At 73.6% G+C, this 23,643-nt stretch carries 23 protein-coding genes and 1 pseudogene; 13 read left to right on the top strand and 11 right to left on the bottom strand.

Features of this window, described 5'->3' with window-relative positions:
* Positions 1-69: 69 nt before the first annotated feature.
* The 5 genes and pseudogenes from ACFYWG_RS18145 to ACFYWG_RS18125 all read right to left on the bottom strand — a co-directional run.
* Entirely contained in the window at positions 70-1,638 is a 1,569-nt protein-coding gene (locus tag ACFYWG_RS18145) for an FAD-dependent oxidoreductase (protein ID WP_389202188.1), read from the bottom strand.
* A complete protein-coding gene (locus tag ACFYWG_RS18140; protein WP_389202186.1) occupies positions 1,635-2,423 on the bottom strand; it encodes a class I SAM-dependent methyltransferase in 789 nt (262 codons plus the stop codon). Before ACFYWG_RS18140 ends, ACFYWG_RS18145 begins: the two co-directional genes overlap by 4 nt.
* Entirely contained in the window at positions 2,420-3,634 is a 1,215-nt protein-coding gene (locus tag ACFYWG_RS18135) for a lycopene cyclase family protein (RefSeq protein ID WP_389202184.1), read from the bottom strand. The genes ACFYWG_RS18140 and ACFYWG_RS18135 overlap by 4 nt, the downstream gene beginning before the upstream one ends.
* A 310-nt stretch (positions 3,635-3,944) precedes the next feature.
* On the bottom strand, positions 3,945-5,003 hold the full coding sequence (locus ACFYWG_RS18130) for a B12-binding domain-containing protein (protein WP_389202764.1): 1,059 nt from the start codon (positions 5,001-5,003) through the stop codon (positions 3,945-3,947).
* Positions 5,004-5,018: 15 nt separating this feature from the next.
* Positions 5,019-5,276: pseudogene (locus ACFYWG_RS18125) on the bottom strand (MerR family transcriptional regulator); the annotation flags it as partial.
* A 161-nt stretch (positions 5,277-5,437) separates the two neighbouring features.
* On the opposite strand from ACFYWG_RS18125, the gene ACFYWG_RS18120 reads away from it, so the two are divergent.
* From ACFYWG_RS18120 to ACFYWG_RS18105, 4 genes are all read left to right on the top strand, one after another.
* Complete coding sequence (locus ACFYWG_RS18120; RefSeq protein WP_389202182.1) at positions 5,438-6,055, top strand: RNA polymerase sigma factor; 618 nt, start codon at positions 5,438-5,440, stop codon at positions 6,053-6,055.
* Positions 6,056-6,151: 96 nt separating this feature from the next.
* Complete coding sequence (locus ACFYWG_RS18115) at positions 6,152-6,982, top strand: DUF4397 domain-containing protein (protein WP_389202180.1); 831 nt, start codon at positions 6,152-6,154, stop codon at positions 6,980-6,982.
* Positions 6,975-7,658: a class F sortase gene (locus ACFYWG_RS18110; protein WP_383508670.1), complete on the top strand. Its 684-nt coding sequence runs from the start codon at positions 6,975-6,977 to the stop codon at positions 7,656-7,658. Before ACFYWG_RS18115 ends, ACFYWG_RS18110 begins: the two co-directional genes overlap by 8 nt.
* Entirely contained in the window at positions 7,658-8,029 is a 372-nt protein-coding gene (locus tag ACFYWG_RS18105; protein WP_389202178.1) for a hypothetical protein, read from the top strand. The genes ACFYWG_RS18110 and ACFYWG_RS18105 overlap by 1 nt, the downstream gene beginning before the upstream one ends.
* A gap of 86 nt (positions 8,030-8,115) precedes the next feature.
* Here ACFYWG_RS18105 and ychF read toward each other — a convergent pair whose 3' ends face one another.
* Complete coding sequence (gene ychF / locus ACFYWG_RS18100; protein ID WP_383508674.1) at positions 8,116-9,204, bottom strand: redox-regulated ATPase YchF; 1,089 nt, start codon at positions 9,202-9,204, stop codon at positions 8,116-8,118.
* A 169-nt stretch (positions 9,205-9,373) separates the two neighbouring features.
* Here ychF and ACFYWG_RS18095 point away from each other — a divergent pair, with 169 nt between their 5' ends.
* Positions 9,374-9,976: a DUF6542 domain-containing protein gene (locus tag ACFYWG_RS18095; RefSeq protein WP_383508677.1), complete on the top strand. Its 603-nt coding sequence runs from the start codon at positions 9,374-9,376 to the stop codon at positions 9,974-9,976.
* Between the two features lie 59 nt (positions 9,977-10,035).
* On the opposite strand, the gene ppgK is transcribed toward ACFYWG_RS18095, so the two are convergent.
* Together ppgK and ACFYWG_RS18085 are read right to left on the bottom strand one after the other, a co-directional pair.
* Positions 10,036-10,809 (bottom strand): polyphosphate--glucose phosphotransferase, encoded by a 774-nt coding sequence (gene ppgK, locus ACFYWG_RS18090; RefSeq protein ID WP_376334950.1) that lies wholly within the window; start codon positions 10,807-10,809, stop codon positions 10,036-10,038.
* Positions 10,810-10,880: 71 nt separating this feature from the next.
* The gene (locus ACFYWG_RS18085; RefSeq protein ID WP_389202174.1) at positions 10,881-11,906 is read right to left on the bottom strand and encodes a 4-hydroxy-3-methylbut-2-enyl diphosphate reductase; all 1,026 of its coding nucleotides are present in this window, start codon (positions 11,904-11,906) and stop codon (positions 10,881-10,883) included.
* 118 nt (positions 11,907-12,024) lie between these two features.
* On the opposite strand from ACFYWG_RS18085, the gene ACFYWG_RS18080 reads away from it, so the two are divergent.
* The 4 genes from ACFYWG_RS18080 to ACFYWG_RS18065 all read left to right on the top strand — a co-directional run bounded on the left by ACFYWG_RS18080 (position 12,025) and on the right by ACFYWG_RS18065 (position 16,187).
* Positions 12,025-13,404, top strand: a complete 1,380-nt coding sequence (locus tag ACFYWG_RS18080) for an APC family permease (RefSeq protein WP_389202172.1) — start codon at positions 12,025-12,027, stop codon at positions 13,402-13,404.
* A 590-nt stretch (positions 13,405-13,994) separates the two neighbouring features.
* Positions 13,995-15,203, top strand: coding sequence for an exodeoxyribonuclease VII large subunit (gene xseA, locus ACFYWG_RS18075; RefSeq protein ID WP_376329111.1), 1,209 nt, complete (start codon positions 13,995-13,997; stop codon positions 15,201-15,203).
* A 9-nt stretch (positions 15,204-15,212) separates the two neighbouring features.
* Positions 15,213-15,458, top strand: a complete 246-nt coding sequence (locus ACFYWG_RS18070; protein WP_376329109.1) for an exodeoxyribonuclease VII small subunit — start codon at positions 15,213-15,215, stop codon at positions 15,456-15,458.
* A 138-nt stretch (positions 15,459-15,596) separates the two neighbouring features.
* On the top strand, positions 15,597-16,187 hold the full coding sequence (locus tag ACFYWG_RS18065) for a malonic semialdehyde reductase (RefSeq protein WP_389202169.1): 591 nt from the start codon (positions 15,597-15,599) through the stop codon (positions 16,185-16,187).
* 116 nt (positions 16,188-16,303) lie between these two features.
* On the opposite strand, the gene ACFYWG_RS18060 is transcribed toward ACFYWG_RS18065, so the two are convergent.
* Positions 16,304-16,828, bottom strand: coding sequence for a DUF4245 domain-containing protein (locus ACFYWG_RS18060; RefSeq protein ID WP_389202167.1), 525 nt, complete (start codon positions 16,826-16,828; stop codon positions 16,304-16,306).
* A gap of 128 nt (positions 16,829-16,956) precedes the next feature.
* On the opposite strand from ACFYWG_RS18060, the gene glpX reads away from it, so the two are divergent.
* Entirely contained in the window at positions 16,957-17,991 is a 1,035-nt protein-coding gene (gene glpX, locus ACFYWG_RS18055; protein WP_376329102.1) for a class II fructose-bisphosphatase, read from the top strand.
* An 81-nt stretch (positions 17,992-18,072) separates the two neighbouring features.
* On the opposite strand, the gene ACFYWG_RS18050 is transcribed toward glpX, so the two are convergent.
* The gene (locus tag ACFYWG_RS18050) at positions 18,073-18,450 is read right to left on the bottom strand and encodes a WhiB family transcriptional regulator (RefSeq protein WP_369197122.1); all 378 of its coding nucleotides are present in this window, start codon (positions 18,448-18,450) and stop codon (positions 18,073-18,075) included.
* 174 nt (positions 18,451-18,624) lie between these two features.
* Positions 18,625-19,341: a DUF1707 domain-containing protein gene (locus ACFYWG_RS18045; RefSeq protein WP_385419896.1), complete on the bottom strand. Its 717-nt coding sequence runs from the start codon at positions 19,339-19,341 to the stop codon at positions 18,625-18,627.
* A 166-nt stretch (positions 19,342-19,507) separates the two neighbouring features.
* On the opposite strand from ACFYWG_RS18045, the gene ACFYWG_RS18040 reads away from it, so the two are divergent.
* The 3 genes from ACFYWG_RS18040 to ACFYWG_RS18030 all read left to right on the top strand — a co-directional run bounded on the left by ACFYWG_RS18040 (position 19,508) and on the right by ACFYWG_RS18030 (position 23,434).
* Positions 19,508-21,178: a fumarate hydratase gene (locus ACFYWG_RS18040; RefSeq protein WP_389202164.1), complete on the top strand. Its 1,671-nt coding sequence runs from the start codon at positions 19,508-19,510 to the stop codon at positions 21,176-21,178.
* A gap of 77 nt (positions 21,179-21,255) precedes the next feature.
* Entirely contained in the window at positions 21,256-22,659 is a 1,404-nt protein-coding gene (locus tag ACFYWG_RS18035) for a class II fumarate hydratase (RefSeq protein ID WP_385419900.1), read from the top strand.
* Between the two features lie 82 nt (positions 22,660-22,741).
* Positions 22,742-23,434 (top strand): DUF402 domain-containing protein, encoded by a 693-nt coding sequence (locus tag ACFYWG_RS18030; RefSeq protein ID WP_383508703.1) that lies wholly within the window; start codon positions 22,742-22,744, stop codon positions 23,432-23,434.
* The last annotated feature ends 209 nt before the right edge of the window (positions 23,435-23,643 follow it).

Raw genomic sequence — 23,643 nt, 5'->3', positions numbered from 1 at the left:
GCTACCCGCTGCCCGGGCCGATCCGGGCACCCGGGCCCGTCCGGCGGACGGGCCGGGGGCGCGGTCTTCTCAGGGACGCCGGCCGGCGAGGGCGCCGAGGGCGCGCAGCGCCGGGGAGCGGCCCGCGCGCGGGACCGTCCACAGGACCTGTCCGCGCACGCCCCAGCGGGCGAGCAGCTCGTTGGAGGCCAGGAAGCCGGTGGTGGCGGCGCGTTCCATGAGGGCCACGGGCAGGTCGCAGCGCAGGCCGTCGCCGGCCAGCGTGAGCCACGGGTGCGGGGTCGTGACCGTGGGGCGGCGGTGGTGGGTGCCGGCGGTGAACATCGGGCAGTCCGCGCGCCACTCGTGCCGGACGTCGACGACCCGCGCCCGGCTCGTCTCCGGGTACACCCGCCGCAACTGGGCGAGCAGTTCGTCCTGCACCTTCTCCCGGTCCGCCCCCTCGGGGACGGCGTAGGCGTGCAGTTCCACCACCGAGCCCCCGGTGCGCGCGGCCCAGCGGGCGGCCTCGCCCTCGTAGCGCTCCAGGACGCTGATGTTGTCCAGGCCCTCGTAGCCGCTGGTGCCGAGGAAGCCGGGGCGGTCGGGCCGTACGGCCCGGTCCAGCCAGAACCGGGAGACGAGGAACGGCGGGGCGGTGCGCAGCGCGTCGATGTCCGCGCGCCAGGGGGCGGTGCCCAGGCCGGGCGAGGCGGCGACGGTGCCCCGCAGCCCTCCGGTGTCCAGGGCGAGCACCACCGCGTCGTACCGGCCGGTTCCCGCGTCCGTGCGCACCTCGGCCCCGCCCTCGCCGTCGAGGGGGTCGACGCCGTGGACGGCCGTGCCGGTGCGGATGTCGGTGCCCAGGCGCTCGAGGTAGTCGCCGAGCGGCTCCCACAGGGCCTGCGGGAAGGGCTCGTCGGGCACGTCGAACAGCAGCCCCTCGGAGGAGCCGAGGAAGTAGATGTGGAACATCAGCATCAGCTCGGCGGCGGACAGTTCGCGCGGGTCGGCGAAGAAGCTGCGCGAGAACACTTCGAAGGCCAGGTGGTGCGCGGCCTCGGGGAAGCGCACGCCCTGCAGGAACCCGGTCGCGCTGACCCGGTCGAACCGCTCGTACACCTCCGGCACGCGGACGTCCAGCAGCGGCAGCGCCGCGCGGGCGTCCATGGAGGTGAGGTCGCGCCAGCCGAACGTGGGGCTGAGGGCGACGAACCCGAGCGCGCTGAGCGGCGGGGTGCGCGGGACGCGGGCGAAGCTGTCGGTGAGCCCGCCGCTGTGCCGCAGGGGGTAGTCGGGCAGCGGGGTGAGCCGGTCCAGGCCGGGATCGGTCCGGCGCAGCAGGCCGCGCAGGTTGTAGTACTGGCGGAAGAACGCGTGGAAGCCGCGGGTCATGGTCACCTCGGAACCGTCCGCGAGCCGGGTGCGCTGCCCGGCGAGGCGGCCGCCGAGGGACTCCTCCCGTTCGTAGAGGGTGACGCGGGCGCCGCGTTCGGCCAGCCCGGTGGCGGCGGCGAGGCCGGCGATGCCGCCGCCCACCACGGCGACGGACGGCGCGTCCCCCGGCGCGAACCGGTCCCGGCCGGGGGCGGGCCTCAGCACCTCGGCCTTGCGGTCACGGCCGCGGCGGGCGGCGGTGTGTGTGGTCCGGGTGGTCATCGGCCGGCCTCCACGGTGGGAACGGGTGCCGCGGCCGTGCCGGGGAAGCTCTGCCGGGCCGGCCCGGCGGCGGCCGGGACGGGGCCGTTGCGGGCGACGAAAGTGTGGGTGATGCCGGTCTGCCACCCGGCCAGGGGCAGGGCGCGGGCGCCCGCGAAGCCGGCGCGGGTCAGCCGGCCGGTGAAGTCGGGGGCGGCGTCGAAGTCGAGGACGCTGTGCCACAGGTGCCGGTACAGGGCCCGGTCGCCGGTGAGGGTGCCCGCCGGGATGACGAACCCCTGGCAGACGGCCGTCCACAGCGCCCGCTGCGCCGGTGAGCCGCCGAGGCTGTACTCGTGCACGGCCAGCCGCCCGCCCGGCTTCAGCAGGGTCCGCACCGAGTGCAGCACCGCATCGGGGTCGGTCACGTTGCGGAAGAGGTAGGCGGCGAAGACCGCGTCGAAGGGGCCTTCGCCGGCGGTCGGCAGTTCCTCGGCGCTCAGGTGCAGGAACCGCACCCGGTCGGGCCACGGTTTGGCCAGGGCCTGCCGCAGCATGCCGCCGGAGGCGTCCACGGCGGTGATGCGCGCCCGGGGCGCGGCCCGCAGCAGGGCCCGGGTGGAGGCGCCGGTGCCGCATCCGAGGTCGAGCACGTGCAGCCCGGCCCCGTCGTCGGGCAGGCGCAGCCGGCGCGCCGAGCGGAGCAGGTCGGTGCGGTAACCGGGGTTGAGGGCCGTGAGCCGGTCGTAGGTGCGGGACGCGTGGTCGAAGGCGCGTGCCAGGTCGTGGTCGCGCAGCAGGGTCATCGGTGGCTTACTCCGGTTCCTGGGAGGGGATGGGTTCGGCGGGGCAGGAAGGGCACTTCGAGCGCGGTGCGCAGCATCGGCCCCACGGGGGTGCGCAGTCCGATGCCCCATTCCTCCCGGAGCGAGGTCGCGCCGTCGAGGAAGCGCAGCAGGCGGTGCGCCGGCGTCCGGCGGAACAGGCCGGTGAAGAAGTCCGGGCCGTCGACGCGCCCGGTGTCCAGGGCGCGCAGCAGTACCGCGTCCATGGCCAGCGCCCGCCGGCCGTGGGGCGGGGGCACGGCGTCGCGGCCGTCGCGCAGGGCGGCGGCGACGGCCCGGCTGTGCCGCTGGACGGCGGCGAAGGTGTAGCCGGTGGCGGGGCGGGTGGCGCCGCCCGCGGTTCCGATGCGGAAGACGGACCGGCCGGTGCGGCGCGCGAAGCGCCCGTCGGTCATGGGGATGACGCCCTGCTCGGCCGACTCGACCTCGAACCCGCCCAGCCGCAGCACGTCCCGGGCGTAGTGGCCGAGCGCGGCCTCGTACGCCTCGGTGGTCAGCGGGGCGCGGGAGAACTCGGTGTACTCGACGAGGGCCCGGTCCGCGGCCAGCGGGAGGACGTACCCGAAGGCGAGCCCGTGCCGGGGCTGCGGCACCCGGAAGTCCATCAGGTCGGCGACGCCGGGGTCGAACCGCTCGCGGTCGGTGCGCACGAACCAGCCGCGGAAGTGCTGCAGCAGCTGGGTGCGGGCGGCGGGCAGGGCGGGCAGCGGCCGTGAGTCGAACACGTACCGGGCGCGCAGCGTCAGGGCCCGCCCGCCGGGTGCCGTGCAGCGGACCTCCGCGCCCCCGGGGACGTCGCGCACGGTGTCCGCCGTGGCCCGCAGCACCCGCCCGCCGGGGGCCTGCTCCACACGGGCGTGCACCAGCCGCTCGAACGCCGAGGAGCGCACCATGCGGTAGGTCGCGGGGGCTGGGTCGACGGTGAGGGCGGTGCCGTCGCGGCCGTGCACCCGCAGCAGGGGCCAGGCGGCGGTCACCGCGGCGCCCAGGTCGTCGTGGCCCTCGTCCCAGTAGCACCAGGTCCGCTCGGCCGGGCGCACGGGACCGTCCGGGGGTTCCACCACGGTGACGCGGGCGGCCCCGGTCTCGACCAGCCGGTGCGCCAGGCTGAGCCCGGCGGCCCCGCCCCCGACGACCACGACCTCCGGCGCCCCGGGCGCTCCCGCGGTCACCGGGCGCCGGCCCGGTGGGCAGCGCGGCTCGCGGCCGGGATCGAGGCGGCGGCGGCCGGCGACGGGCGGGGCGGGCGGTACGGGCTCACCGGGCGCCCTCCCCGTACGAGGAGCCGCCGCGCGGGCCGCGGCGCGGGTCCGGTCCGCGACGGGCGCGGCGGGCACCCGCCCGCCCCGTCGGTCTCGGCGGTCGCAGCCCGCCCCCACGCACCGATCATCCGCACACCCGCTCCCACCGCCCGGCCGACGCCACCATTCGATCCTCCGTCACTTCCCCGGCGGTAGCGGACCCGGATGCAGCCGGGTCCGGTCAGCGCGACACGACCGACTCCAGCAGCGCGACGGCTTCCGCCAGCCCGGTCGGCCGCGGCAGCCCCGTCACCGCCCGGCCCGCCCAGCCCGGCCCGATCGTCAGGACGACCGGCTTGCGCCGGGCACCGCGTACCCCCCATTCCATCGCGGCAACGTGCGCGGCCAGTGGACGGCTCGCGGTGGTACGGGATTGCGCCCACAGCGCGACCGCCGCCGGGCCGGTCCTGCGGACGGCGGTGACGAGCGACTCGACGGGCAGCGCTCCGCCGAACATCCGCACGGGCAGGCCGCGTTCGGCCAGTGCGGCGGCCAGTACCTCCAGCGGCAGCGTGTGGCTCTCCCCCGGCACGCAGGCGAGCACCGTGGTGGCGCCCGGGCGGTCGGCGGCGGAGGGCGGGGTGCAGCGCCGCAGCGCGCCGGAGACGTGCCAGGACAGGAAGTGCTCGACCTCGACGTACTTCTCGCCGGAGCTCTCCCACTTGCGGCCGACCGCCTGGAGCGTGGGCATGATCACCTCGGTCCACGCGGCGATCAGCCCGTGCTGCTCGATCGCGGACCCGAGCAGCTCGTCCAGCGCGGCGGCGTCCAGGCGCAGGGCGGCCCGGGCGATGCCCTTGCACTCCTGACGCACGTCGCCCAGCCGCATCCCGCTGCCGGCCCGGCTGCGTCCCCGGGCGGGCCCTGGCCCGGTCGCGGGGCTCCGCCCGCCGCCGGCAGTGGGGGCGGGACCCAGGGCGTCGTCGACGATGGCGGAGACCAGTCCGGATTCCGGTCCGTCGTCCGCGTCCGCGTCGATGTCCGCCGCGTCCCGGCCGGACAGCCCTGCTGCGTCGCTTCCGGCCGCGTCGCTTCGGTCCGCGCCCGGACCGGCGCCCCGTGCTGCGTCGATTCGGGCCGCGCCGCGGCCGGGCACCCCTGCGTCGAAAGCACCCGCGTCCGCACCCGTCGCGGCCCGCCCCGCGTCGGTTGCGGCGGGGGCGGGGCCGCGCGCAGGCGCCCCGGCGGCGTCCCCCGCCCCGAAGACCCGGGTGGCGCCCGGCGGCGTCTCGCGCAGCACCGTCCGGGCCGCCTCCGCAGGCGCTATCCCCGTCGCCGTCAGCGCGCACATCCGCTCCAGCCGGGCCACGTCCACGGCGGTCCACCTGCGGTGACGGCCGCCCGTGTGCGCGTCGGGGCCGAGACCGTAGCGCCGGTCCCAGGTGCGGACCGTCGTCGGGGCCACGCCCAGCCGTCTGGCCACCTCGCCGGTGGTCAGCCCGGCCCCCTCCGGCAGGTCGGCGCGCGGCTGCGGAGCCGTCGCGGGGTTGTCACTGCGTTCCTGTGCACCCATGCGTCGATCGTACGACGCACAAACGACGCATGTTGAGCTGCGTCGTTTGTGCACCGAACACTGACGGGGAACGCACGGTCCGCGGCTCCCCCCGGCGGCGGCAGGTGCGGTCCGACAACGGCCTTCCGTCCCCGCACGGAGCCCGGCAGGAGGAACCCGGCATGATCACGAACACACGAGTCGCCGCCCCCGCCCCGCCCGTGGAGGAGACACGCTACGAGGAGGAGCTGGCCCGGGGCCTGCTGGCCGCCGACGAGGAGGCGTTCGCCGCGATCTACCGGCGCTGGGGCTCCCTCGTGCACACCATGGCCACGCGGGTGCTCGGCGACACCCATGAGGCGGAGGACGTCACCCAGCAGGTCTTCCTCGGCGCCTGGCACGGCCGCGCGGGCTTCCGCCCGGAACGGGGCCCGCTCGGCGCCTGGCTGGTCGGCATCACCCGCCGCAAGATCGTGGACGCGCTGGCCGCCAGGACGCGGCGTCTGACGCTCGTCGACTCGGCCGCCCGGGACGCGGACGCCCCGGCGGGCCACGGCGAGTCGGCACCGGACCGCGTGCTGGACCGCGTGCTGCTCATCGACGCCCTCGGCCGGTTGCCGCGCCACCAGCGCGAGGTGCTGTGCATGGCCTTCTACGAGGACCTGACCCAGACGCAGATCGCGGAGCGCACCGGTATGCCGCTGGGCACGGTCAAGAGCCACGCCCGCCGCGGTCTGCACCGGCTGCGCCAGGCGGTCGAGCAGAGCCCCGTCCACGACACCGGCGTGCGATCCGGCTGAAGCGGGGCCGCGCGGAGCGCATCCGGTGCGGCCCCGACGCCCGAAACAGGATCGAGACTCCGCACCGTACGGAGACTTGCCGAAGGGATGATTCCGATGACCTCCACCCTCCGCCTCGCCCTCGCCGCCACCACCGGAGCCTGCGCCCTCGCGCTCGGCGCCGCCGCGCCCGCCCTGGCCGCCGACGACTCCGGCAAGGCCATGGTGTCCGTCTTCCACGGCATCCCCGACCTGACGGTGGACGTCTACGCCAACGGCGACGAACTGCTCAGCGACTTCAAGCCCGGCACCGTGACGGACCCGCAGTCCCTCGACGCCGGCACCTACGACATCAAGATCTTCGAAGCGGGCAAGGGGCCGGACGGCACCCCGGCCCTGCAGAAGACGGTGGAGGTGCCCGAGGGCGGCAACGCCACGGTCGCCGCCCACCTCTCCGCCGACGGCCAGCCCGAGCTGACGGCCTTCGCCAACGACGTCTCGCAGGTCGACGCGGGCAAGTCCCGCCTCACGGTCCGCCATGTCGCGGCGGCACCGGCCGTCGACGTCCGGGCCGGCGGGCAGACGGTCTTCAGCGACCTGACCAACCCGAAGGAGGACATCGCCGAGGTCGACGCGGGCACGATCAACGCCGACGTGGTGCTCGCCGGCACCGACACGGTGGCCATCGGCCCGGCCGACCTGAACCTCGCGGAAGGCACGAGCAACGTCGTCTACGCCTGGGGCAGCGCGGAGGACAAGAACCTGGCGCTGGCGACCCAGACGTTCAGCGGCATGGAGTCCAGCCCGCGCGGTGTTCCCGCCGGCGGGAGCGGCGCCGCGGTGACCCCGAACTCCACCGACCTGTCGGCCGGCTGGGCCGTCGCGGGCGGGGCGGCCGTGCTGACGGGCGCGCTGGTGGTCCGCCGGATCGCCGGCCGGCGTGGCTGACCGCGCGCGCCGGCTGACGGGACCGATCGTGGCGGCTGCCGCTCTGGCAGCCGTCCTCGGTTTTCCGCCGGAGCCGAACGACTCTCCGGTGGGTCCGGACTTCGGCACGGCCCGCTCGGACGTGCCGACCGGGACGGCGGCTCCGGCGGGTCCGCAGGACCCGGCGGAGGGGCACGCCCCGGCCGGCCCGCACTCCCCGCGCGACGCGGCACAGGCGCCTGCCCCGCCCGAGCGCGTCCTCGCGCCGGGCGTCGGCCTCGACGCCCGGGTCGGCCCGGTGGGTGTGACGGCCGAGGGCGACATGGCCGTCCCCGAGGATCCGTCCGAGGCCGGCTGGTACCGCTACGGCCCCGCGCCGGGCGGCGACCGGGGCTCGGCCGTGCTCGTCGGGCACGTCGACGACGACACCGGCGAGATCGGCGAGTTCGCCGCGCTCTACGACGTGCGGCCCGGGGACCGGGTCGAGGTGCGCCGGGCGCAGGCCGAGCCGGTGCGCTACCGCGTCGTCGCGCGCGAGACCGTGCCCAAGGACGAGCTGCCCGCCTCGGTGTTCCGCCGCTCCGGCGCCCCCGTCCTCACGCTCATCACCTGCGCGCCGCCGTTCGTCCCCGAGCGGGGCGGCTATCTGTCCAACCTCGTCGTCACGGCGGAGCCCGTCGAGTCCGGGAGGGCGTAGTGGCCCATGTAGAGCCCGCTCACCTGGTGGAACTGGCCCTCGGGCACGCCACGGCGAGCGAGGAGGACGCCGGTGCGCTGCGCCACATCGAGCAGTGCCCGCGCTGCCGGGACGAGCTGCGGACGATGACCCGCGTGGTCACCGCCGCGCGCACGGCCCAGCTGGTGGACCTTCCGGCCGCGCCCCCGGAGCGCGTCTGGCAGCGCATCACCCACGACCTGTACCGCGAGCCCCCGGCCCCCCTGGCTCCGGTGCCGGCCGCCGGCTGCGCGAGGAGGGACCGGCTCCTCCTCACCGCCCTCGCCCTCACGGTCGTCGCCGCCCTCCTGGCCGCCCACCGCGCCCGGCGGCAGCGCGGGGGAACCGCTTAGGCAGCGCGAAGGGGTCGACCCGGGAGAGCCGACCCCTTCCGCAACCGCAGGGCCGCCGGACCGGCGGCCACCCTCACGTCACATGGTCAGACGTTGAAGCGGAACTCCACCACGTCGCCGTCCTGCATGACGTACTCCTTGCCCTCCATGCGGGCCTTGCCCTTGGCGCGGGCCTCCGCGACCGAGCCGGTCTCCACCAGGTCGTCGAAGGAGATGACCTCCGCCTTGATGAAGCCCTTCTGGAAGTCCGTGTGGATGACGCCGGCCGCCTCGGGGGCCGTGGCGCCCTTCTTGATGGTCCAGGCGCGGGATTCCTTCGGACCGGCCGTGAGGTAGGTCTGCAGGCCGAGCGTGCGGAAGCCGACGTGCGCCAGGGTGGCCAGGCCGGGCTCCTCCTGGCCGACGGACTGGAGCAGCTCCAGCGCCTCGTCCTCGTCGAGCTCGGCGAGGTCCGCCTCCAGCTTGGCGTTGAGGAAGATCGCCTCGGCGGGGGCGACCAGGGCCCGCTGCTCGTTCTTGAAGTCCTCGTCCGTCAGCTCGTCCTCGTCGACGTTGAAGACGTAGAGGAACGGCTTGGTCGTGAGCAGGTGCAGGTCGTGCAAGAGCTCGGCGCGCTCGGTGCCCTGGACGATGCCCTGGGAGAAGAGGGTGTCGCCCTTCTCCAGGATCTCCTTGGCCTCCTCGACGGCCTTCACCTTCGGCGCGATGTCCTTCTTGATCCGCGACTCCTTCTGGAGCCGGGGCAGGACCTTCTCGATGGTCTGGAGGTCGGCGAGGATCAGCTCGGTGTTGATCGTCTCGATGTCGTCCTTGGGCGAGACCTTGCCGTCCACGTGCACGACGTTCTCGTCCTTGAAGGCCCGGATGACCTGGCAGATCGCGTCGGACTCACGGATGTTCGCGAGGAACTTGTTGCCCAGGCCCTCACCCTCGCTGGCGCCGCGCACGATGCCCGCGATGTCGACGAAGTCGACCGTGGCCGGGAGCACCCGCTGCGACGCGAAGATCTCCGCCAGCTTCGTCAGGCGCGGGTCGGGGACGCCGACCACACCGACGTTGGGCTCGATCGTGGCGAACGGGTAGTTGGCCGCCAGCACGTCGTTCTTGGTCAGGGCGTTGAACAGGGTCGACTTGCCGACATTCGGCAGACCGACGATTCCGATCGTGAGCGACACGTTGCGACTTCCCGTGAGTGGAGAGGGCAGGGGGCCTAAGGAGCGGCCGATCCACCAGTCTACGGCGTGCCCGCCACGGCCCCGGCGACGTATCGAACGCGTGCCCAAGGCGGGGTCCACGGCGTGTCAGACAGCCTATTCGGCATATTGAACGACCTAAGTTGGTGCGGTGGAGCGATACAGGACGCGACCTGCCCAGTACGGAACGCGACGCGACCGGCCCCGGCCGCCCCTGCCGCCGCAGGTGAAGCGCGGTGCGGACGGCCGTCCCGCGCGCCCGGCCCGGCCGCCGGGCCAGCAGCGGCACCCGGCCCCGGCGCGGCGGCCCGCACCGGTACGGCGGCCGGCTCCGGCTCCCGCTCCGGCCGCCGGGCGCCTGCCGAACCCCCGCCTGACCGGGCTGGGCAGCGGGCTGTTCTGCGCGGCGGTGATGTTCCTCCTCGGCGCGCTCTGCTCGGCACTGTTCGGGGCGTCGCTCACGGTGTACGGGGTGCTGTTCCTGCCGGTGTCCGTGCTGACCGCGCTGTGGGTGCGGCCCGGGGACCTGATGACCGCGCCCATCGTGGTGCCGATCGCGTTCGCCGTGGGGCTGCTGCCGGTGGCCGACGGCGACGGCGGGGTCGGCGGCCGGCTGATGGGCCTGGTGACGGCGCTCGCCACCGAGGCCGGCTGGCTGTACGGCGGGACGCTGCTCGCCGGGGTCCTGGTGATCGCCCGCCGGATCCGGCTGGTGCACCGGCGGCGTACGGCCGGGGCCCGTCAGCCGGCCTGACGGGCCCGGGCTCCCGCACCGACCGCCCGCACGAACCGCCCGGGCGTTCCGCCCGCTGCCTAGCCGTCCCGGCGCGCCGGTCCCGCCCGGTGCTCCGCGACCCGCATGGCCGCGCCCACGATCCCCGCGTTGTTCTGCAACTGGGCCGGGACGATCTCCGCCTTCACGCCCTCGATGTGGGGCAGGAACTTGTGGGCCTTGCGGCTGACGCCGCCGCCGATGATGAACAGCTCCGGCGAGAACAGCATCTCCACGTGCGCGAGGTACTTGCTCACCCGGTGCGCCGCCCAGTGCTCCCACGTCATGTCGTGGTCCTCGCGCACCTTGCTGGAGGCCCGCTTCTCCGCGTCGTGCCCGTCCAGCTCCAGGTGGCCCAGCTCGGTGTTGGGCACGAGGGCGCCGTCGAGGAAGAGCGCGCTGCCGATGCCCGTGCCGAACGTGAGCAGGACGACCGTGCCCGTCCGGCCGCGGCCCGCGCCGAAGTGCATCTCGGCCACGCCCGCCGCGTCGGCGTCGTTGAGCACCGTCACCGGCAGCCCGCCCAGCCGCTCGCCGAGCAGCGCGCGGGCGTCGGTGTCGATCCAGCCCTGGTCGACGTTGGCCGCCGTACGGACGGTCGCCCCGTCGGTGACCACGCCCGGGAAGGTCACGCCGACCGGTCCCGACCAGCCGAAGTGGTCGACGACCTGCTTGACGCCGTCGGCCACCGCGTCCGGGGTCGCCGGGTGGGGCGTGAGCACCTTGTGGCGCTCCTGCGCCAGGTCGCCCTTGTCGAGATCCACCGGGGCACCCTTGATCCCGGACCCGCCGATGTCCACACCGAAGATCTGCATGACACCCACGTTACGACGAACGACTGACGGTCACGGGCCGGACGGGGATCACCGCCCGGCCCTCGACACGATCACTCCCCGGAACGTTCACCGGTTCCGGCGCCGCCCCGCTCGGCGACCAGCGCGGCCGCCTCCTCGCGCAGGTCGCGGCGCAGCTCCTTGGGCAGGGAGAAGGTGATGGACTCCTCGGCTGCCTTCACGATCTCGACGTCCTCGAAACCGCGCTGCGCGAGCCACTCCAGGACCTGCTCGACCAGGACCTCCGGCACGGAGGCGCCGGAGGTCACGCCGATGGTGGAGACGCCCTCCAGCCAGGCCTCGTCGATCTCGTCGGCGAAGTCCACGAGGTAGGCGTCGCGGGCGCCGGCGATCTTGGCGACCTCGACCAGGCGCTTGGAGTTGGAGGAGTTGCGCGAGCCGACCACGATGACCAGGTCGGACTCGGCGCCCATCTGCTTCACGGCGAGCTGGCGGTTCTGCGTGGCGTAGCAGATGTCGTCGCTGGGCGGGGAGATGAGCTGCGGGAACTTCTCCTTCAGGGCGTCGACGGTCTCCATGGTCTCGTCGACGGACAGCGTGGTCTGGGAGAGCCAGACGACCTTGGACGGGTCGCGGACCTCGACCTTGGCGACGTCGCCGGGGCCGTCGACGAGCTGGATGTGGTCGGGGGCCTCGCCGGAGGTGCCGATGACCTCCTCGTGGCCCTCGTGGCCGATCAGCAGGATGTCGTAGTCCTCGCCGGCGAAGCGGACGGCTTCCTTGTGGACCTTGGTGACCAGGGGGCAGGTGGCGTCGATGGTGGCGAGGCGGCCGCGCTCGGCCTCCTCGTGGACGACGGGGGCCACGCCGTGCGCCGAGAACATCACGATGTTGCCCGGCGGGACCTCCTCCGTCCGCTCGACGAAGATCGCACCCTTCTTCTCCAGGGTCTGCACGACGTACTTGTTGTGGACGATCTCGTGCCGGACGTAGACCGGAGCGCCGTACTGCTCCAGCGCTTTCTCGACGGCGATCACGGCGCGGTCCACGCCCGCGCAGTAGCCACGGGGGGCGGCGAGCAGGACACGGCGGCCAGGCGAAGCAGACATGCGTCCCATCGTAAGGCCGCGTTTCGTGAGGCCGCGTTCGGCGGGTCAAAGATCGCGGCCGTCCGCAGTCCCCGGGAAGACTGGGGAAACGGCGGCCGCGGTGACGAGAACCGGAGGGCGGGTCACGATGGCGGAGACCGGCACGCAGGCGCCCGCCCCGGGCGGGGAGCACGCGCTGCGGCGCACCCTGGGCTTTCGCGACCTGGTCGTCTACGGGCTGCTGTTCATCGCGCCGATGGCCCCGGTCGGCGTGTTCGGCACGCTGGACGCGAAGTCGCACGGCGCGGTGGCCCTGGTGTACGCCGTCGCCACGATCGCGATGGCGTTCACCGCGTTCAGCTACGCCCAGATGGTCCGGGTGGTCCCGCAGGCGGGGTCGGTGTTCGCCTACGCGCGCGCGGGGCTCGGGAACGGGGCCGGGTTCGTGGCGGGCTGGATGGCGATGCTGGACTACGTGCTGATCCCGGCCGTGGCGTACCTGTTCTCGGGCGTGGCGATGAACGCGCTGGTGCCGGAGGTGTCGCGGTGGGTGTGGTCGGCGCTCGCGGTGGTGCTGACGACCCTGCTGAACCTGTGGGGCGTACGGGCGGCCGCCCGGGTGGGCTTCCTGGTGCTGGCGATGGAGGTCGTGGTCCTGGCCGTGTTCGTCGTGGCGGCGATCGTGGTGCTGGCGCGGGACGGGGCGCAGCGGGACTGGCTGTCGCCGCTGACGGGGGACGGCTCGCAGGGCGCCTTCGCACTGTCGGCGGTGCTGGGGGCGGTGTCGGTGGCGGTGCTGTCGTACCTGGGGTTCGACGCGATCGCCTCCTTCGCGGAGGAGGTCACGGGCGGTTCGGCGAAGATCGCGCGGGCGCTGCTGTTCTGCCTGGCGCTGGCGGGTGTGCTGTTCCTCGCGCAGACGTACCTGGTGGCGCTGCTGGAGCCGGTGTCGTCGGCGCGGCTGGCGGCGGAGCCGGGGCGGCAGGGCTCGGCGTTCTACGACACCCTGGACGCCGCGGTCGGCACCTGGCTGCACGACCTGGTGGCGGTCAGCAAGGCCGTCGGCGCGGCGTTCGCGGCGCTGGCCGGTCAGGCCGCGGCGGGCCGGCTGCTGTTCGCGATGGGCCGTGACGGGCGGCTGCCGCGCGTGCTGTCCCGGACGGACGCCGGGGTGCCGCGGGTGGCGCTGCTGTGCGCGGCGGTGATCACGCTGGTGGCGGCGGTGTGGGCGGCCCGCCGCGACGACGGCATGGACCAGCTGGTGTCGGTCGTCGACGTCGGCGCCCTGACGGCGTTCACGCTGCTGCACGCGAGCGTGGTGGGCTGGTTCGCGGTCAGGCGCCGCGGCGGCCCGGTGATCTGGTGGCGCCATGTGCTGGTCCCGGTGGCGGGCGCGGCGATCACCGTGGCGGTCATCGTGGAGGCGTCGGGCACGGCCCAGGTGGTCGGCGCGGTGTGGCTGGCGACCGGCCTGGCGGTGCTGACGGCCCAGCGCGGCCGCCGTTCCGGACGGACCACGACCACCTGACGACGCCCGCGACGGCGACCAGCCGGGACGGACGACGGGCGCCCAGCGAGGGCGCGCCCGGTGGGACGGCCGGGGCGGCCAAGGACGGGACGGCCGGGCGCGGGCGCCGGGGCGGGCGGGCTCAGGCGGCTTCGGGCGGCCAGGGGTGGCCGGGCCGAGACGGCTTCGGGCGGCCAGGGGTGGCCGGGCCGAGACGGCTTCGGGCGGCCAGGGGTGGCCGGACCCAGGCGGCTGGCACGGGGCGGGCGGCTGGCGCGGGGCGGCGGGATCCGAGTGGCCGGGAGCGGCCGGAGCCGAGTGGCCGGGAGCGGCCGGAGCCGAGTGGCCGGGAGTGGCCGGGCCCGAGCGACAGCAATCGCGTGGGGGCGGGACGGGTCGGCAGGGACCGAGCGGCAAGGATCCGGTGGCCCGAAACCGCAGGGGCCGGGACCAGCCGGAAGGACCGCAGTGGCCGGCACGGGCCGGCAGCGGACGGGGTCGCGAGGATCCCGGTGGCCCGGACCGGCCGGCAGGGACCGTCGTTGCCGGCGGGCCGTCCGGGCTCAGGGCGGCTGGGCCGGGTTGTCGGTGGGGACCACTACGCTCGCCGCATGGCAGTGAACACGACTCCGGAATCCCCGCTGCCCGTCGGCGAGGTGTCGCGGCTCATCGGGGGGTGGATCGACCGGCTCGGCGCGGTGTGGGTCGAGGGGCAGATCACACAGCTGTCGCGGCGGCCGGGTGCCGGCGTGGTGTTCCTGACCCTGCGCGACCCCTCGCACGACATCTCGGTCGGGGTGACCTGCTACCGGCAGGTGTTCGACTCGGTCGCGGACGTGGTGAGCGAGGGCGCCCGGGTCGTCGTCCTCGCCAAGCCCGAGTGGTACGCGCCCCGGGGGCAGCTGTCGCTGCGGGCCACCGAGATACGGCCCGTGGGCGTCGGCGAGCTGCTCGCGCGGCTGGAGCAGCTGAAGAAGTCCCTGGCCCGGGAGGGCCTGTTCGCGCGGGAGCGCAAGAAGCCGCTGCCGTTCCTGCCGCAGCTGATCGGGCTGGTCTGCGGCCGAGCCTCGGCCGCCGAGCGGGACGTGCTGGAGAACGCGCGGCACCGCTGGCCCGCCGTGCGCTTCGAGGTGCGCAACGTCGCCGTGCAGGGCGTGCACGCCGTACCCCAGGTCGTGCAGGCCGTGAAGGAGCTCGACGCCCTCGACGAGGTGGACGTGATCATCGTCGCCCGGGGCGGCGGCAGCGTGGAGGACCTGCTGCCGTTCTCCGACGAGCAGCTGGTCCGCGCGGTCGCCCGCTGCCGGACGCCCGTGGTGTCGGCCATCGGGCACGAGCCGGACAACCCGCTGCTGGACCACGTGGCCGACCTGCGCGCCTCGACCCCGACCGACGCCGCCAAGAAGGTCGTGCCGGACGTGGGCGAGGAGTTCGACCGGGTGCGGCAGCTGCGCGACCGGGCGCGGCGGTGCGTGCACGCGCTGCTGGACCGGGAGGAGCGGGGCCTGGCCCACGCGCTGGCCCGCCCGTCGATCCAGGATCCGCACCGCATGATCGACGAGCGTGCCGACCAGGTCGAGGACCTGCTCGACCGCGCCCGGCGCTGTCTGCGCCACCAGCTCGACCGGGCGGAGTCGGAGCTGACCCACACGCACGCGCGCGTGGTGGCCCTCTCCCCCGCCGCGACCCTCAAGCGCGGCTACGCCGTGCTCCAGCGGGAGGACGGGCACGCGGTGCGCGATCCCGGCGAGGTGGAGCCCGGCCAGACCCTGCGCGCCCGGGTCTCCGAGGGTGAGTTCTCCGTACGAGTCGACACATAGGGTGGGTGGATGACCAGCGAAGTGGAACAGGCGCCGGGCGTGAGCGAGGCGCTCGGGTACGAGCAGGCGCGGGACGAGCTGATCGAGGTCGTCCGCCGGCTGGAGGCGGGCGGCACGACGCTGGAGGAGTCCCTGGCGCTGTGGGAGCGCGGCGAGGAGCTGGCCAGGGTGTGCCGCCGCTGGCTGGAGGGCGCGCGGGCGCGCCTGGACGCGGCGCTGGCGGAGGAAGCCGCGGCCGACGAGGACGGCGAGTAGCGGGATCCCGGTTCTTTCCTGCCGTGACGTACGACACCCTCGGCTTAGTTGAACGTTGAACTTCTCGGGGGTAGTGTCGGAGACGTCAGCCGGTCCGGCTTCCCGCCGGGCCCGACGTACGTCCCGAGAAGGTTTCCCATGTCTCTCGTTCTTGACCCCGCCGCCCAGGACCTCCTGTTCCGCGAGGCCCGCACCGCCAACGCGTTCACCGACGAGCCGGTGACCGACGAGCAGGTGAAGGCGATCTACGACCTGGTCAAGTACGGCCCGACCGCCTTCAACCAGACCCCGCTGCGCATCACCCTCGTCCGCTCCCCGGAGGCGCGTGAGCGCCTGGTGGCGCACATGGCCGAGGGCAACCGGGCCAAGACCGCGGCCGCCCCGCTGGTCGCGATCCTGTCCGCGGACAACGAGTTCCACGAGGAGCTCCCGCAGCTGTTCCCGGCCTTCCCGCAGGCCAAGGACGCCTTCTTCGCCGAGCGCCCCGTCCGCGAGGGCTCCGCCGCGATGAACGCCGCCCTCCAGGCCGCGTACTTCATCGTCGGCGTCCGCGCCGCCGGTCTCGCCGCCGGCCCGATGACCGGCTTCGACTTCGAGGGCGTGCGCAAGGAGTTCCTGGACGACGACCACACCCCGCTGATGGTCGTCAACATCGGCCGCCCCGGCCCGGACGCCTGGTACCCGCGCTCCCCGCGCCTGGAGTACGACCAGGTCGTCACGACGGTCTGACCCGCACACGACGAAGGCCCCCGGTGTCCACCGGGGGCCTTTCGCATGTCCGTAGGGGTCCACGCATGCGCGCGGTGTGACGCTGACCGCGCGCGGCCACGCGTCAGTCCGCGGGACTACTTGAGCTCGAGCGCCTCCGCCATGCGGGTCAGCTGCTCGAAGTCCGCGGTGCCCGCCACGACCGTCGTCGAGCCCTTGGTGCCCTCCAGGACCAGCGCGTCGTAGCGGCCGCCCTCGTAGCGGGTCCACGTCCTGCCGTCGATCGTCTGCGTCCTGCCGGTCTCGCGCGCCCCTTGCGTCGCCTCGTCCAGGAAGACGGGCCGGCGCTGCGTGGACTGCTCGACCGCCACGTACTCCCCGTCGGGGTCGTGGAAGCCCAGGTGCCAGGCGTCGAACTCGTCGCCGCGGAAACGGACGGAGGTGGCCTTCCACGCGTCGGACAGGCCCTCGGGCGCGGCGACCGGGTAGGAGGCGGCCCGGCGCGCCGTGAGCAGCTCGACCCGGTAGTCGACGCGCTTCACGTCGGGGGCGCTCTCGTCGTGCGGGATGAAGAGGTAGATGAAGCCTGCCACCAGGATGATCACCCCGAGGGAGAGGATCATGTCCCGCGCCGTCTTCTGCTTGCCGTTCGTGCCTGCCACGCCCCCTATCGTCGCAGGTGTCCCCCGTGCTCATCCGTGGGGGCCCCTGCTCATTCTGTGTGCCCGGATATAGAGTCGAGCGAACAACACCCTCATCCGGCCGTCGTCGTACAGAAAGGTGCGCTCCGATGACCGAGCATCATCATTTGCCGTCCGAACTCGATGTGCCCTCCGAGGCCCCCGACCGCAACCTCGCCCTGGAGCTGGTCCGGGTGACCGAGGCGGCCGCGATGGCCGCGGGCCGCTGGGTGGGGCGTGGTGACAAGAACGGCGCCGACGGCGCCGCGGTGCGTGCCATGCGGACACTCGTCTCCACCGTCTCGATGAACGGCGTCGTCGTCATCGGCGAGGGCGAGAAGGACGAGGCGCCCATGCTGTTCAACGGCGAGCGCGTCGGCGACGGCACCGGGCCCGAGTGCGACATCGCCGTCGACCCGATCGACGGCACGACGCTGACCGCCAAAGGCATGACGAACGCGATCGCGGTGCTGGCCGCCGCCGAGCGCGGGTCGATGTTCGACCCGTCGGCCGTGTTCTACATGGACAAGCTCGTCACCGGCCCGGAGGCCGCCGACTTCGTCGACATCGACGCCCCGGTGTCGGTGAACATCCGCCGGGTCGCCAAGGCCAAGCGCTCCACGCCGGAGGACGTGACCGTCGTCATCCTGGACCGGCCGCGGCACGAGGGCATCATCAAGGAGATCCGCGAGACCGGGGCGCGCATCAAGCTGATCTCCGACGGCGACGTGGCCGGCTCGATCCTGGCGCTGCGGGAGGGCACCGGGGTCGATCTGCTGCTCGGCATCGGCGGCACCCCCGAGGGCATCATCTCGGCCTGTGCGGTGAAGTGCCTGGGCGGCACCATCCAGGGCAAGCTGTGGCCCAAGGACGACGAGGAGCGGCAGCGGGCGATCGACGCGGGGCACGACCTGGACCGGGTGCTGACGACGGAGGACCTCGTCACCGGTGAGAACGTGTTCTTCGTGGCGACCGGCATCACGGACGGCGAGCTGCTGCGCGGCGTCCGCTACCGGGCCGAGACGGCGACGACCGACTCGATCGTGATGCGGTCGCGCTCGGGCACGGTCCGCAGGATCGACTCGGAGCACCGGCTGTCCAAGCTCCGGGCGTACAGCGCGATCGACTTCGACAAGGGCAAGTAGTTCCCGCCCGCGCTCGTTCGCGGCCACAGGAGAGGGCGTCCCCGGTGCGGTGGGGACGCCCTTCTCGGTGCCGTGTGCGGGTCAGCCCGCGGCGGCTATCTGGTTCGCCGCGCGGGCCGTCTTCTTCAGCTCCATGTCGCGGCGGCGGCGGCGCGCCAGGACGACACGGCGCTCCGCGGCGGTCAGGCCGCCCCAGACGCCGTAGGGCTCGGGCTGGAGCAGGGCGTGCTCGCGGCATTCGACCATGACCGGACAGCGGGCGCAGACCCGCTTGGCCGCCTCCTCGCGGGAGAGCCGGGCCGCGGTGGGCTCCTTCGAGGGGGCGAAGAACAGGCCGGCCTCGTCCCGCCGGCACACCGCTTCGGTGTGCCACGGGGCGTCCTGGTCCCTGTCTCGCGCTGGCACCCGCGGGGCCGGAACGGCAGCTACCTGCAGGGACGAATGCGGCGGTTGCAGCACGGTCTACTCCTGACGACGGCTTCGCGAGCGAGAGACGATGCAGCAAGCCCTACCCGCTGTACGCGCGCCTATGCACTGAGTTCCCAAGGGCCGCGTCCACCCCGCCCCGCCGGGCCGCGCACGCTCCATCGCCCCGGGCCGGCCGGGCCCGTGCGCCCGGCCGATTCGCGATCGTCAATGGCCCAGGTGCCGGCGCAAACTCTTGTCGACCTTGCGCTGCACCCGGTCCAGGATGTCCGCCACGAGCTTGCCGCGGCGGGGCCGGGCCTCCACGCTGCCCAGGACGGCCCAGCCGTCGACGTAGACGATGGGGGCCTCCGGGTCGCCCGAGTCGAGGGTGGCCACCTCGAAGCTGCCGAGGACGCCGCCGCCCATGCCGCGCAGCGACACGTTCTCCGGGACGCGGATGTCGACGCTGCCGAAGACCGCCCAGGACTTGATGACGACCTGCTGGTGGTCGTAGAGCGCCTCGCTGAGGTCGATCTCGACACTGCCGAAGATCGCGTAGGCGTGGATCCGGCGGCCCGCGCGCCAGCGGCCCTTGCGGACGGCGCTGCTGAAGACCGCGACCACGTTGTCGTCCGGCTCGACCGGGATGGCGCCGGCCGTGGGCCGGTGGGGCGCGGCCGCGTGGGCCGCCGCCGGGCCCTGGTGATGGCCCGCGGGCAGGTCCCGGACGAAGACCTCCAGCTCACCCACCGTCTTGGCGCGCAGCACTCCCTCGACGCGCTCGGCGTGCTCGTCCGCGGTGAGGCGGCCCTCGGCCAGGGCGTCGTGCAGGATGTCGGCGATGCGGTCGCGCTCGGCGTCGGAGGCGCGCAGCTCGGAGGCGGCGGGCGCGCCCTGCGGCCGGGCGTCCGGCTTCTGGAGGTCCTGCTTCTGAAGGTCCACGGCAGCAGCGTACCGAAACACGATAGATCGCGACACCCCCCGGTGCGCGTCCGGGGTGACGAACTGAGCCTTACCTCACAAGCCCGCCGTCGGCGGCAGGTTCTACGCTGGTTGGCGCTCGCCGATGGAGGCGGGCCGCCGTCCGCAGAGTGAGGAATGGGCTGAGATGCCTGAGTTCGCGTACACCGATCTGCTCCCCCAGGGAGAGGACACCACGCCCTACCGCCTGGTGACCTCCGAGGGCGTCTCCACGGTCGAGGGGCCGGACGGGCGCACCTTCCTGCAGGTGGAGCCGGAGGCGCTGCGCAAGCTCGCCGAGGAGGCGATCCACGACATCCAGCACTACCTGCGCCCGGCCCACCTGGCGCAGCTGCGCCGGATCATCGACGACCCCGAGGCGTCGGGCAACGACAAGTTCGTGGCGCTGGACCTGCTGAAGAACGCCAACATCGCGGCGGCGGGCGTGCTGCCCATGTGCCAGGACACCGGCACGGCGATCGTCATGGGCAAGCGCGGCCAGAACGTGCTCACGCACGGCCGGGACGAGGAGGCCCTGAGCCGCGGCATCTACGACGCGTACCAGAACCTGAACCTGCGCTACTCGCAGATGGCTCCCCTCACCATGTGGGAGGAGAAGAACACCGGCTCCAACCTCCCCGCCCAGATCGAGCTGTACGCGACCGACGGCGGCGCCTACAAGTTCCTGTTCATGGCCAAGGGCGGCGGCTCGGCCAACAAGTCGTTCCTGTACCAGGAGACGAAGGCCGTCCTGAACGAGTCCTCCATGATGAAGTTCCTGGAGGAGAAGATCCGCTCGCTGGGCACGGCGGCCTGCCCGCCCTACCACCTGGCGATCGTGGTCGGCGGCACGTCCGCCGAGTACGCGCTGAAGACGGCGAAGTACGCCTCCGCGCACTACCTGGACGAGATCCCCGCCGAGGGCAGCGAGCTGGGGCACGGCTTCCGCGACAAGGAGCTGGAGCAGAAGGTCTTCGAGCTGACGCAGAAGATCGGCATCGGCGCGCAGTTCGGCGGCAAGTACTTCTGCCACGACGTGCGGGTGGTGCGCCTGCCCCGGCACGGAGCCTCCTGCCCGGTGGCCATCGCGGTCTCCTGTTCCGCCGACCGCCAGGCCGTCGCGAAGATCACCGCCGAGGGCGTCTTCCTGGAGCAGCTGGAGAACGACCCGGCGCGCTTCCTGCCGGAGACCACGGACGAGCAGCTCGACGAGTCCTCGGACGTCGTGAAGATCGACCTCAACCAGCCGATGGACACGATCCTCGCCGAGCTCACCAAGTACCCGGTGAAGACCCGGCTCTCGCTGACCGGCCCGCTGGTCGTGGCCCGCGACATCGCGCACGCCAAGATCAAGGAGCGGCTGGACGCGGGCGAGGAGATGCCGCAGTACCTGAAGGACCACCCGGTGTACTACGCCGGCCCCGCCAAGACGCCCGAGGGCTACGCGTCGGGCTCGTTCGGCCCGACGACGGCCGGCCGGATGGACTCCTACGTGGAGCAGTTCCAAGCGGCGGGCGGCTCCAAGGTGATGCTCGCCAAGGGCAACCGCAGCAAGCAGGTCACCGACGCGTGCAACGCCCACGGCGGCTTCTACCTCGGCTCCATCGGCGGCCCGGCCGCGCGCCTGGCCCAGGACTGCATCAAGAAGGTCGAGGTCGTCGAGTACGAGGAGCTCGGTATGGAGGCGGTCTGGAAGATCGAGGTCGAGGACTTCCCGGCGTTCATCGTCGTCGACGACAAGGGCAACGACTTCTTCCAGGACCCGGCCCCGGCGCCGACGTTCACGTCCATTCCGGTACGCGGTCCCGGACTCGCCTGACGAGGGCGGTGACGATTCGCCTCCACGGGGAACAGTGGTCGCGGCGCTGACGCTGTGACACGTGGAGGTGATCGTCGATGACCGGCGAGCAGGACAGGACCGAGTACCGCACCGAGCACGACTCCATGGGCGAGGTGCGGGTGCCCGCCCACGCCAAGTGGCGGGCCCAGACCCAGCGGGCCGTGGAGAACTTCCCCGTGTCCGGGCAGCGCATCGAGCGCGCGCACATCGAGGCGCTGGCCCGCATCAAGGGGGCCGCGGCGAAGGTCAACGCGGAGCTGGGGGTCCTGGACGAGGACGTCGCGCGGGCGATCCAGGAGGCGGCCGGGGAGGTCGCCGAGGGGATGTGGGACGAGCACTTCCCGGTCGACGTGTTCCAGACCGGGTCGGGGACCTCGTCCAACATGAACACCAACGAGGTGATCGCCACGCTGGCGAGCGAGCGGCTGGGCCGCGGCGTGCACCCGAACGACCACGTCAACGCCTCGCAGTCGTCCAACGACGTCTTCCCCTCCTCCATCCACATCGCGGCCACCGCCGCGGTGACCCGTGACCTGATCCCGGCCCTGGAGCACCTGGCCGCCGCCCTGGAGCGCAAGGCGGAGGAGTTCGCCGACGTCGTGAAGTCGGGGCGGACCCACCTGATGGACGCCACGCCCGTGACGCTGGGCCAGGAGTTCGGCGGGTACGCCGCCCAGGTGCGCTACGGCGTCGAGCGGCTGCGGGCCTCCCTTCCCCGGCTGGCCGAACTGCCGCTGGGCGGCACGGCCGTCGGCACCGGCATCAACACCCCGCCCGGCTTCTCGGCCGCCGTGATCGAGGAGGTCGCCCGCAGCACCGGGCTGCCGCTGACCGAGGCCCGCGACCACTTCGAGGCGCAGGGCGCCCGGGACGGCATCGTCGAGACCAGCGGCCAGCTGCGGACCATCGCGGTCGGCCTGACGAAGATCGCCAACGACCTGCGCTGGATGTCCTCCGGGCCGCGCACCGGCCTCGCCGAGATCGCGCTGCCGGACCTCCAGCCCGGCTCGTCGATCATGCCCGGGAAGGTGAACCCGGTCATCCCCGAGGCCGTGCTGATGGTGTGCGCCCAGGTCGTCGGGAACGACGCCACCGTCGCCACCGCGGGCGCCGCCGGCAACTTCGAGCTCAATGTGATGCTGCCGGTCATCGCCAAGAACGTGCTGGAGTCCGTACGGCTGCTCGCCAACGTCTCCCGGCTGCTGGCCGACCGCACCGTGGACGGCATCACCGCGAACCGCGAACGGGCCCGCGAGTACGCCGAGTCCTCCCCCTCGGTCGTCACCCCGCTCAACAAGTACATCGGGTACGAGGAGGCCGCGAAGGTGGCCAAGAAGGCGCTGGCCGAACGGCGGACCATCCGCCAGGTCGTGCTGGACGGCGGGTACGTGGAGCGGGGTGACCTGACCGCGGAGCAGCTCGACGAGGCGCTGGACGTGCTGCGGATGACGCGGCCGTGACCCGGACGGCGGACAGGTCCCCGGGGCGTGAACCGAGCCACGCGCCGCAGCGTCGTATGCCTACGGCACCTAATATCTGTTCATGGCGGACGGTGAGGCGATGAGACGCGTGGAAACGGGCGGTGCGGCGGGCTTCTGGGCGCCGGGGGACCGGATCCTGTGGCGGTACCGGGAGAACGCGGGCCCGCACGTCCACATCGCCCGCCCCGTCACCGTGGTGCGGGACGACGCCGATCTGCTCGCCGTGTGGCTGGCGCCCGGCACCGAGTGCGTCAAGCCGGTGCTCGCCGACGGCACCCCCGTCCACCTGGAGCCGCTGGAGACCCGCTACACCAAGCCCCGCACCGTGCTGCGCGACCGCTGGTTCGGCACGGGCGTGCTGAAGCTGGCCCGCCCCGGCGAGCCCTGGTCGGTGTGGCTGTTCTGGGAGCCGGGCTGGGCGTTCAAGAACTGGTACGTGAACCTGGAGGAGCCGCTGGCCCGTTGGGCGGGCGGGGTGGACTCCGAGGATCATTTTCTGGACATCTCCGTGCACCCGGACCGCAGTTGGCACTGGCGTGACGAGGACGAGTTCGCCCAGGCCCGGCGGGACGGGCTGATGGACGACCGGCAGGCCGAGCGGGTGCGGGCGGCGGGGCGGGCGGCGGTGGAGGTGATCAGCGCCTGGGGGGCGCCGTTCTCGGAAGGCTGGCAGCACTGGCGCCCGGACCCGTCCTGGCCGGTACCGTCACTGCCGGACGACTGGGATCGTACGCCCGCGCACGTGTCCTCATGAGACCCTTGATGCGCCCCCGGGCGAGAAACGTAGGATCGTCCTCCGCAAGGGCGCGGGCGACAACTACCGGAACACGCGCTGAGCTTGACCGATCGTCACCGAGGGGCGGCAGGACGTGAGCGAGGGGTACGAGGGCACCACCGGCGGTACCTGGGCCGCAGGCCCCGCGAACCGCGGGCGGCTCGCCGCCGGCACAGGAACAACCTCTG

The organism is Streptomyces sp. NPDC003456, assembly GCF_042878735.1.
Lineage (GTDB): Bacteria > Actinomycetota > Actinomycetes > Streptomycetales > Streptomycetaceae > Streptomyces.
Note: the sequence above shows the minus strand (reverse complement) of the source record. Positions and strands in the feature narration are given on the sequence as shown.

Bases quoted from the DNA above. Each gene is read 5' to 3' on its own strand.
- ACFYWG_RS18145 (WP_389202188.1), bottom strand. From the start codon at position 1,638: ATGACCACCCGGACCACACACACCGCCGCCCGCCGCGGCCGTGACCGC.
- ACFYWG_RS18140 (WP_389202186.1), bottom strand. From the start codon at position 2,423: ATGACCCTGCTGCGCGACCACGACCTGGCACGCGCCTTCGACCACGCG.
- ACFYWG_RS18120 (WP_389202182.1), top strand. From the start codon at position 5,438: ATGATCACGAACACACGAGTCGCCGCCCCCGCCCCGCCCGTGGAGGAG.
- ACFYWG_RS18115 (WP_389202180.1), top strand. From the start codon at position 6,152: ATGACCTCCACCCTCCGCCTCGCCCTCGCCGCCACCACCGGAGCCTGC.
- ppgK (WP_376334950.1), bottom strand. From the start codon at position 10,809: ATGCAGATCTTCGGTGTGGACATCGGCGGGTCCGGGATCAAGGGTGCC.
- ACFYWG_RS18085 (WP_389202174.1), bottom strand. From the start codon at position 11,906: ATGGGACGCATGTCTGCTTCGCCTGGCCGCCGTGTCCTGCTCGCCGCC.
- ACFYWG_RS18080 (WP_389202172.1), top strand. From the start codon at position 12,025: ATGGCGGAGACCGGCACGCAGGCGCCCGCCCCGGGCGGGGAGCACGCG.
- xseA (WP_376329111.1), top strand. From the start codon at position 13,995: ATGGCAGTGAACACGACTCCGGAATCCCCGCTGCCCGTCGGCGAGGTG.
- ACFYWG_RS18070 (WP_376329109.1), top strand. From the start codon at position 15,213: ATGACCAGCGAAGTGGAACAGGCGCCGGGCGTGAGCGAGGCGCTCGGG.
- ACFYWG_RS18065 (WP_389202169.1), top strand. From the start codon at position 15,597: ATGTCTCTCGTTCTTGACCCCGCCGCCCAGGACCTCCTGTTCCGCGAG.
- glpX (WP_376329102.1), top strand. From the start codon at position 16,957: ATGACCGAGCATCATCATTTGCCGTCCGAACTCGATGTGCCCTCCGAG.
- ACFYWG_RS18040 (WP_389202164.1), top strand. From the start codon at position 19,508: ATGCCTGAGTTCGCGTACACCGATCTGCTCCCCCAGGGAGAGGACACC.
- ACFYWG_RS18035 (WP_385419900.1), top strand. From the start codon at position 21,256: ATGACCGGCGAGCAGGACAGGACCGAGTACCGCACCGAGCACGACTCC.
- ACFYWG_RS18030 (WP_383508703.1), top strand. From the start codon at position 22,742: ATGGCGGACGGTGAGGCGATGAGACGCGTGGAAACGGGCGGTGCGGCG.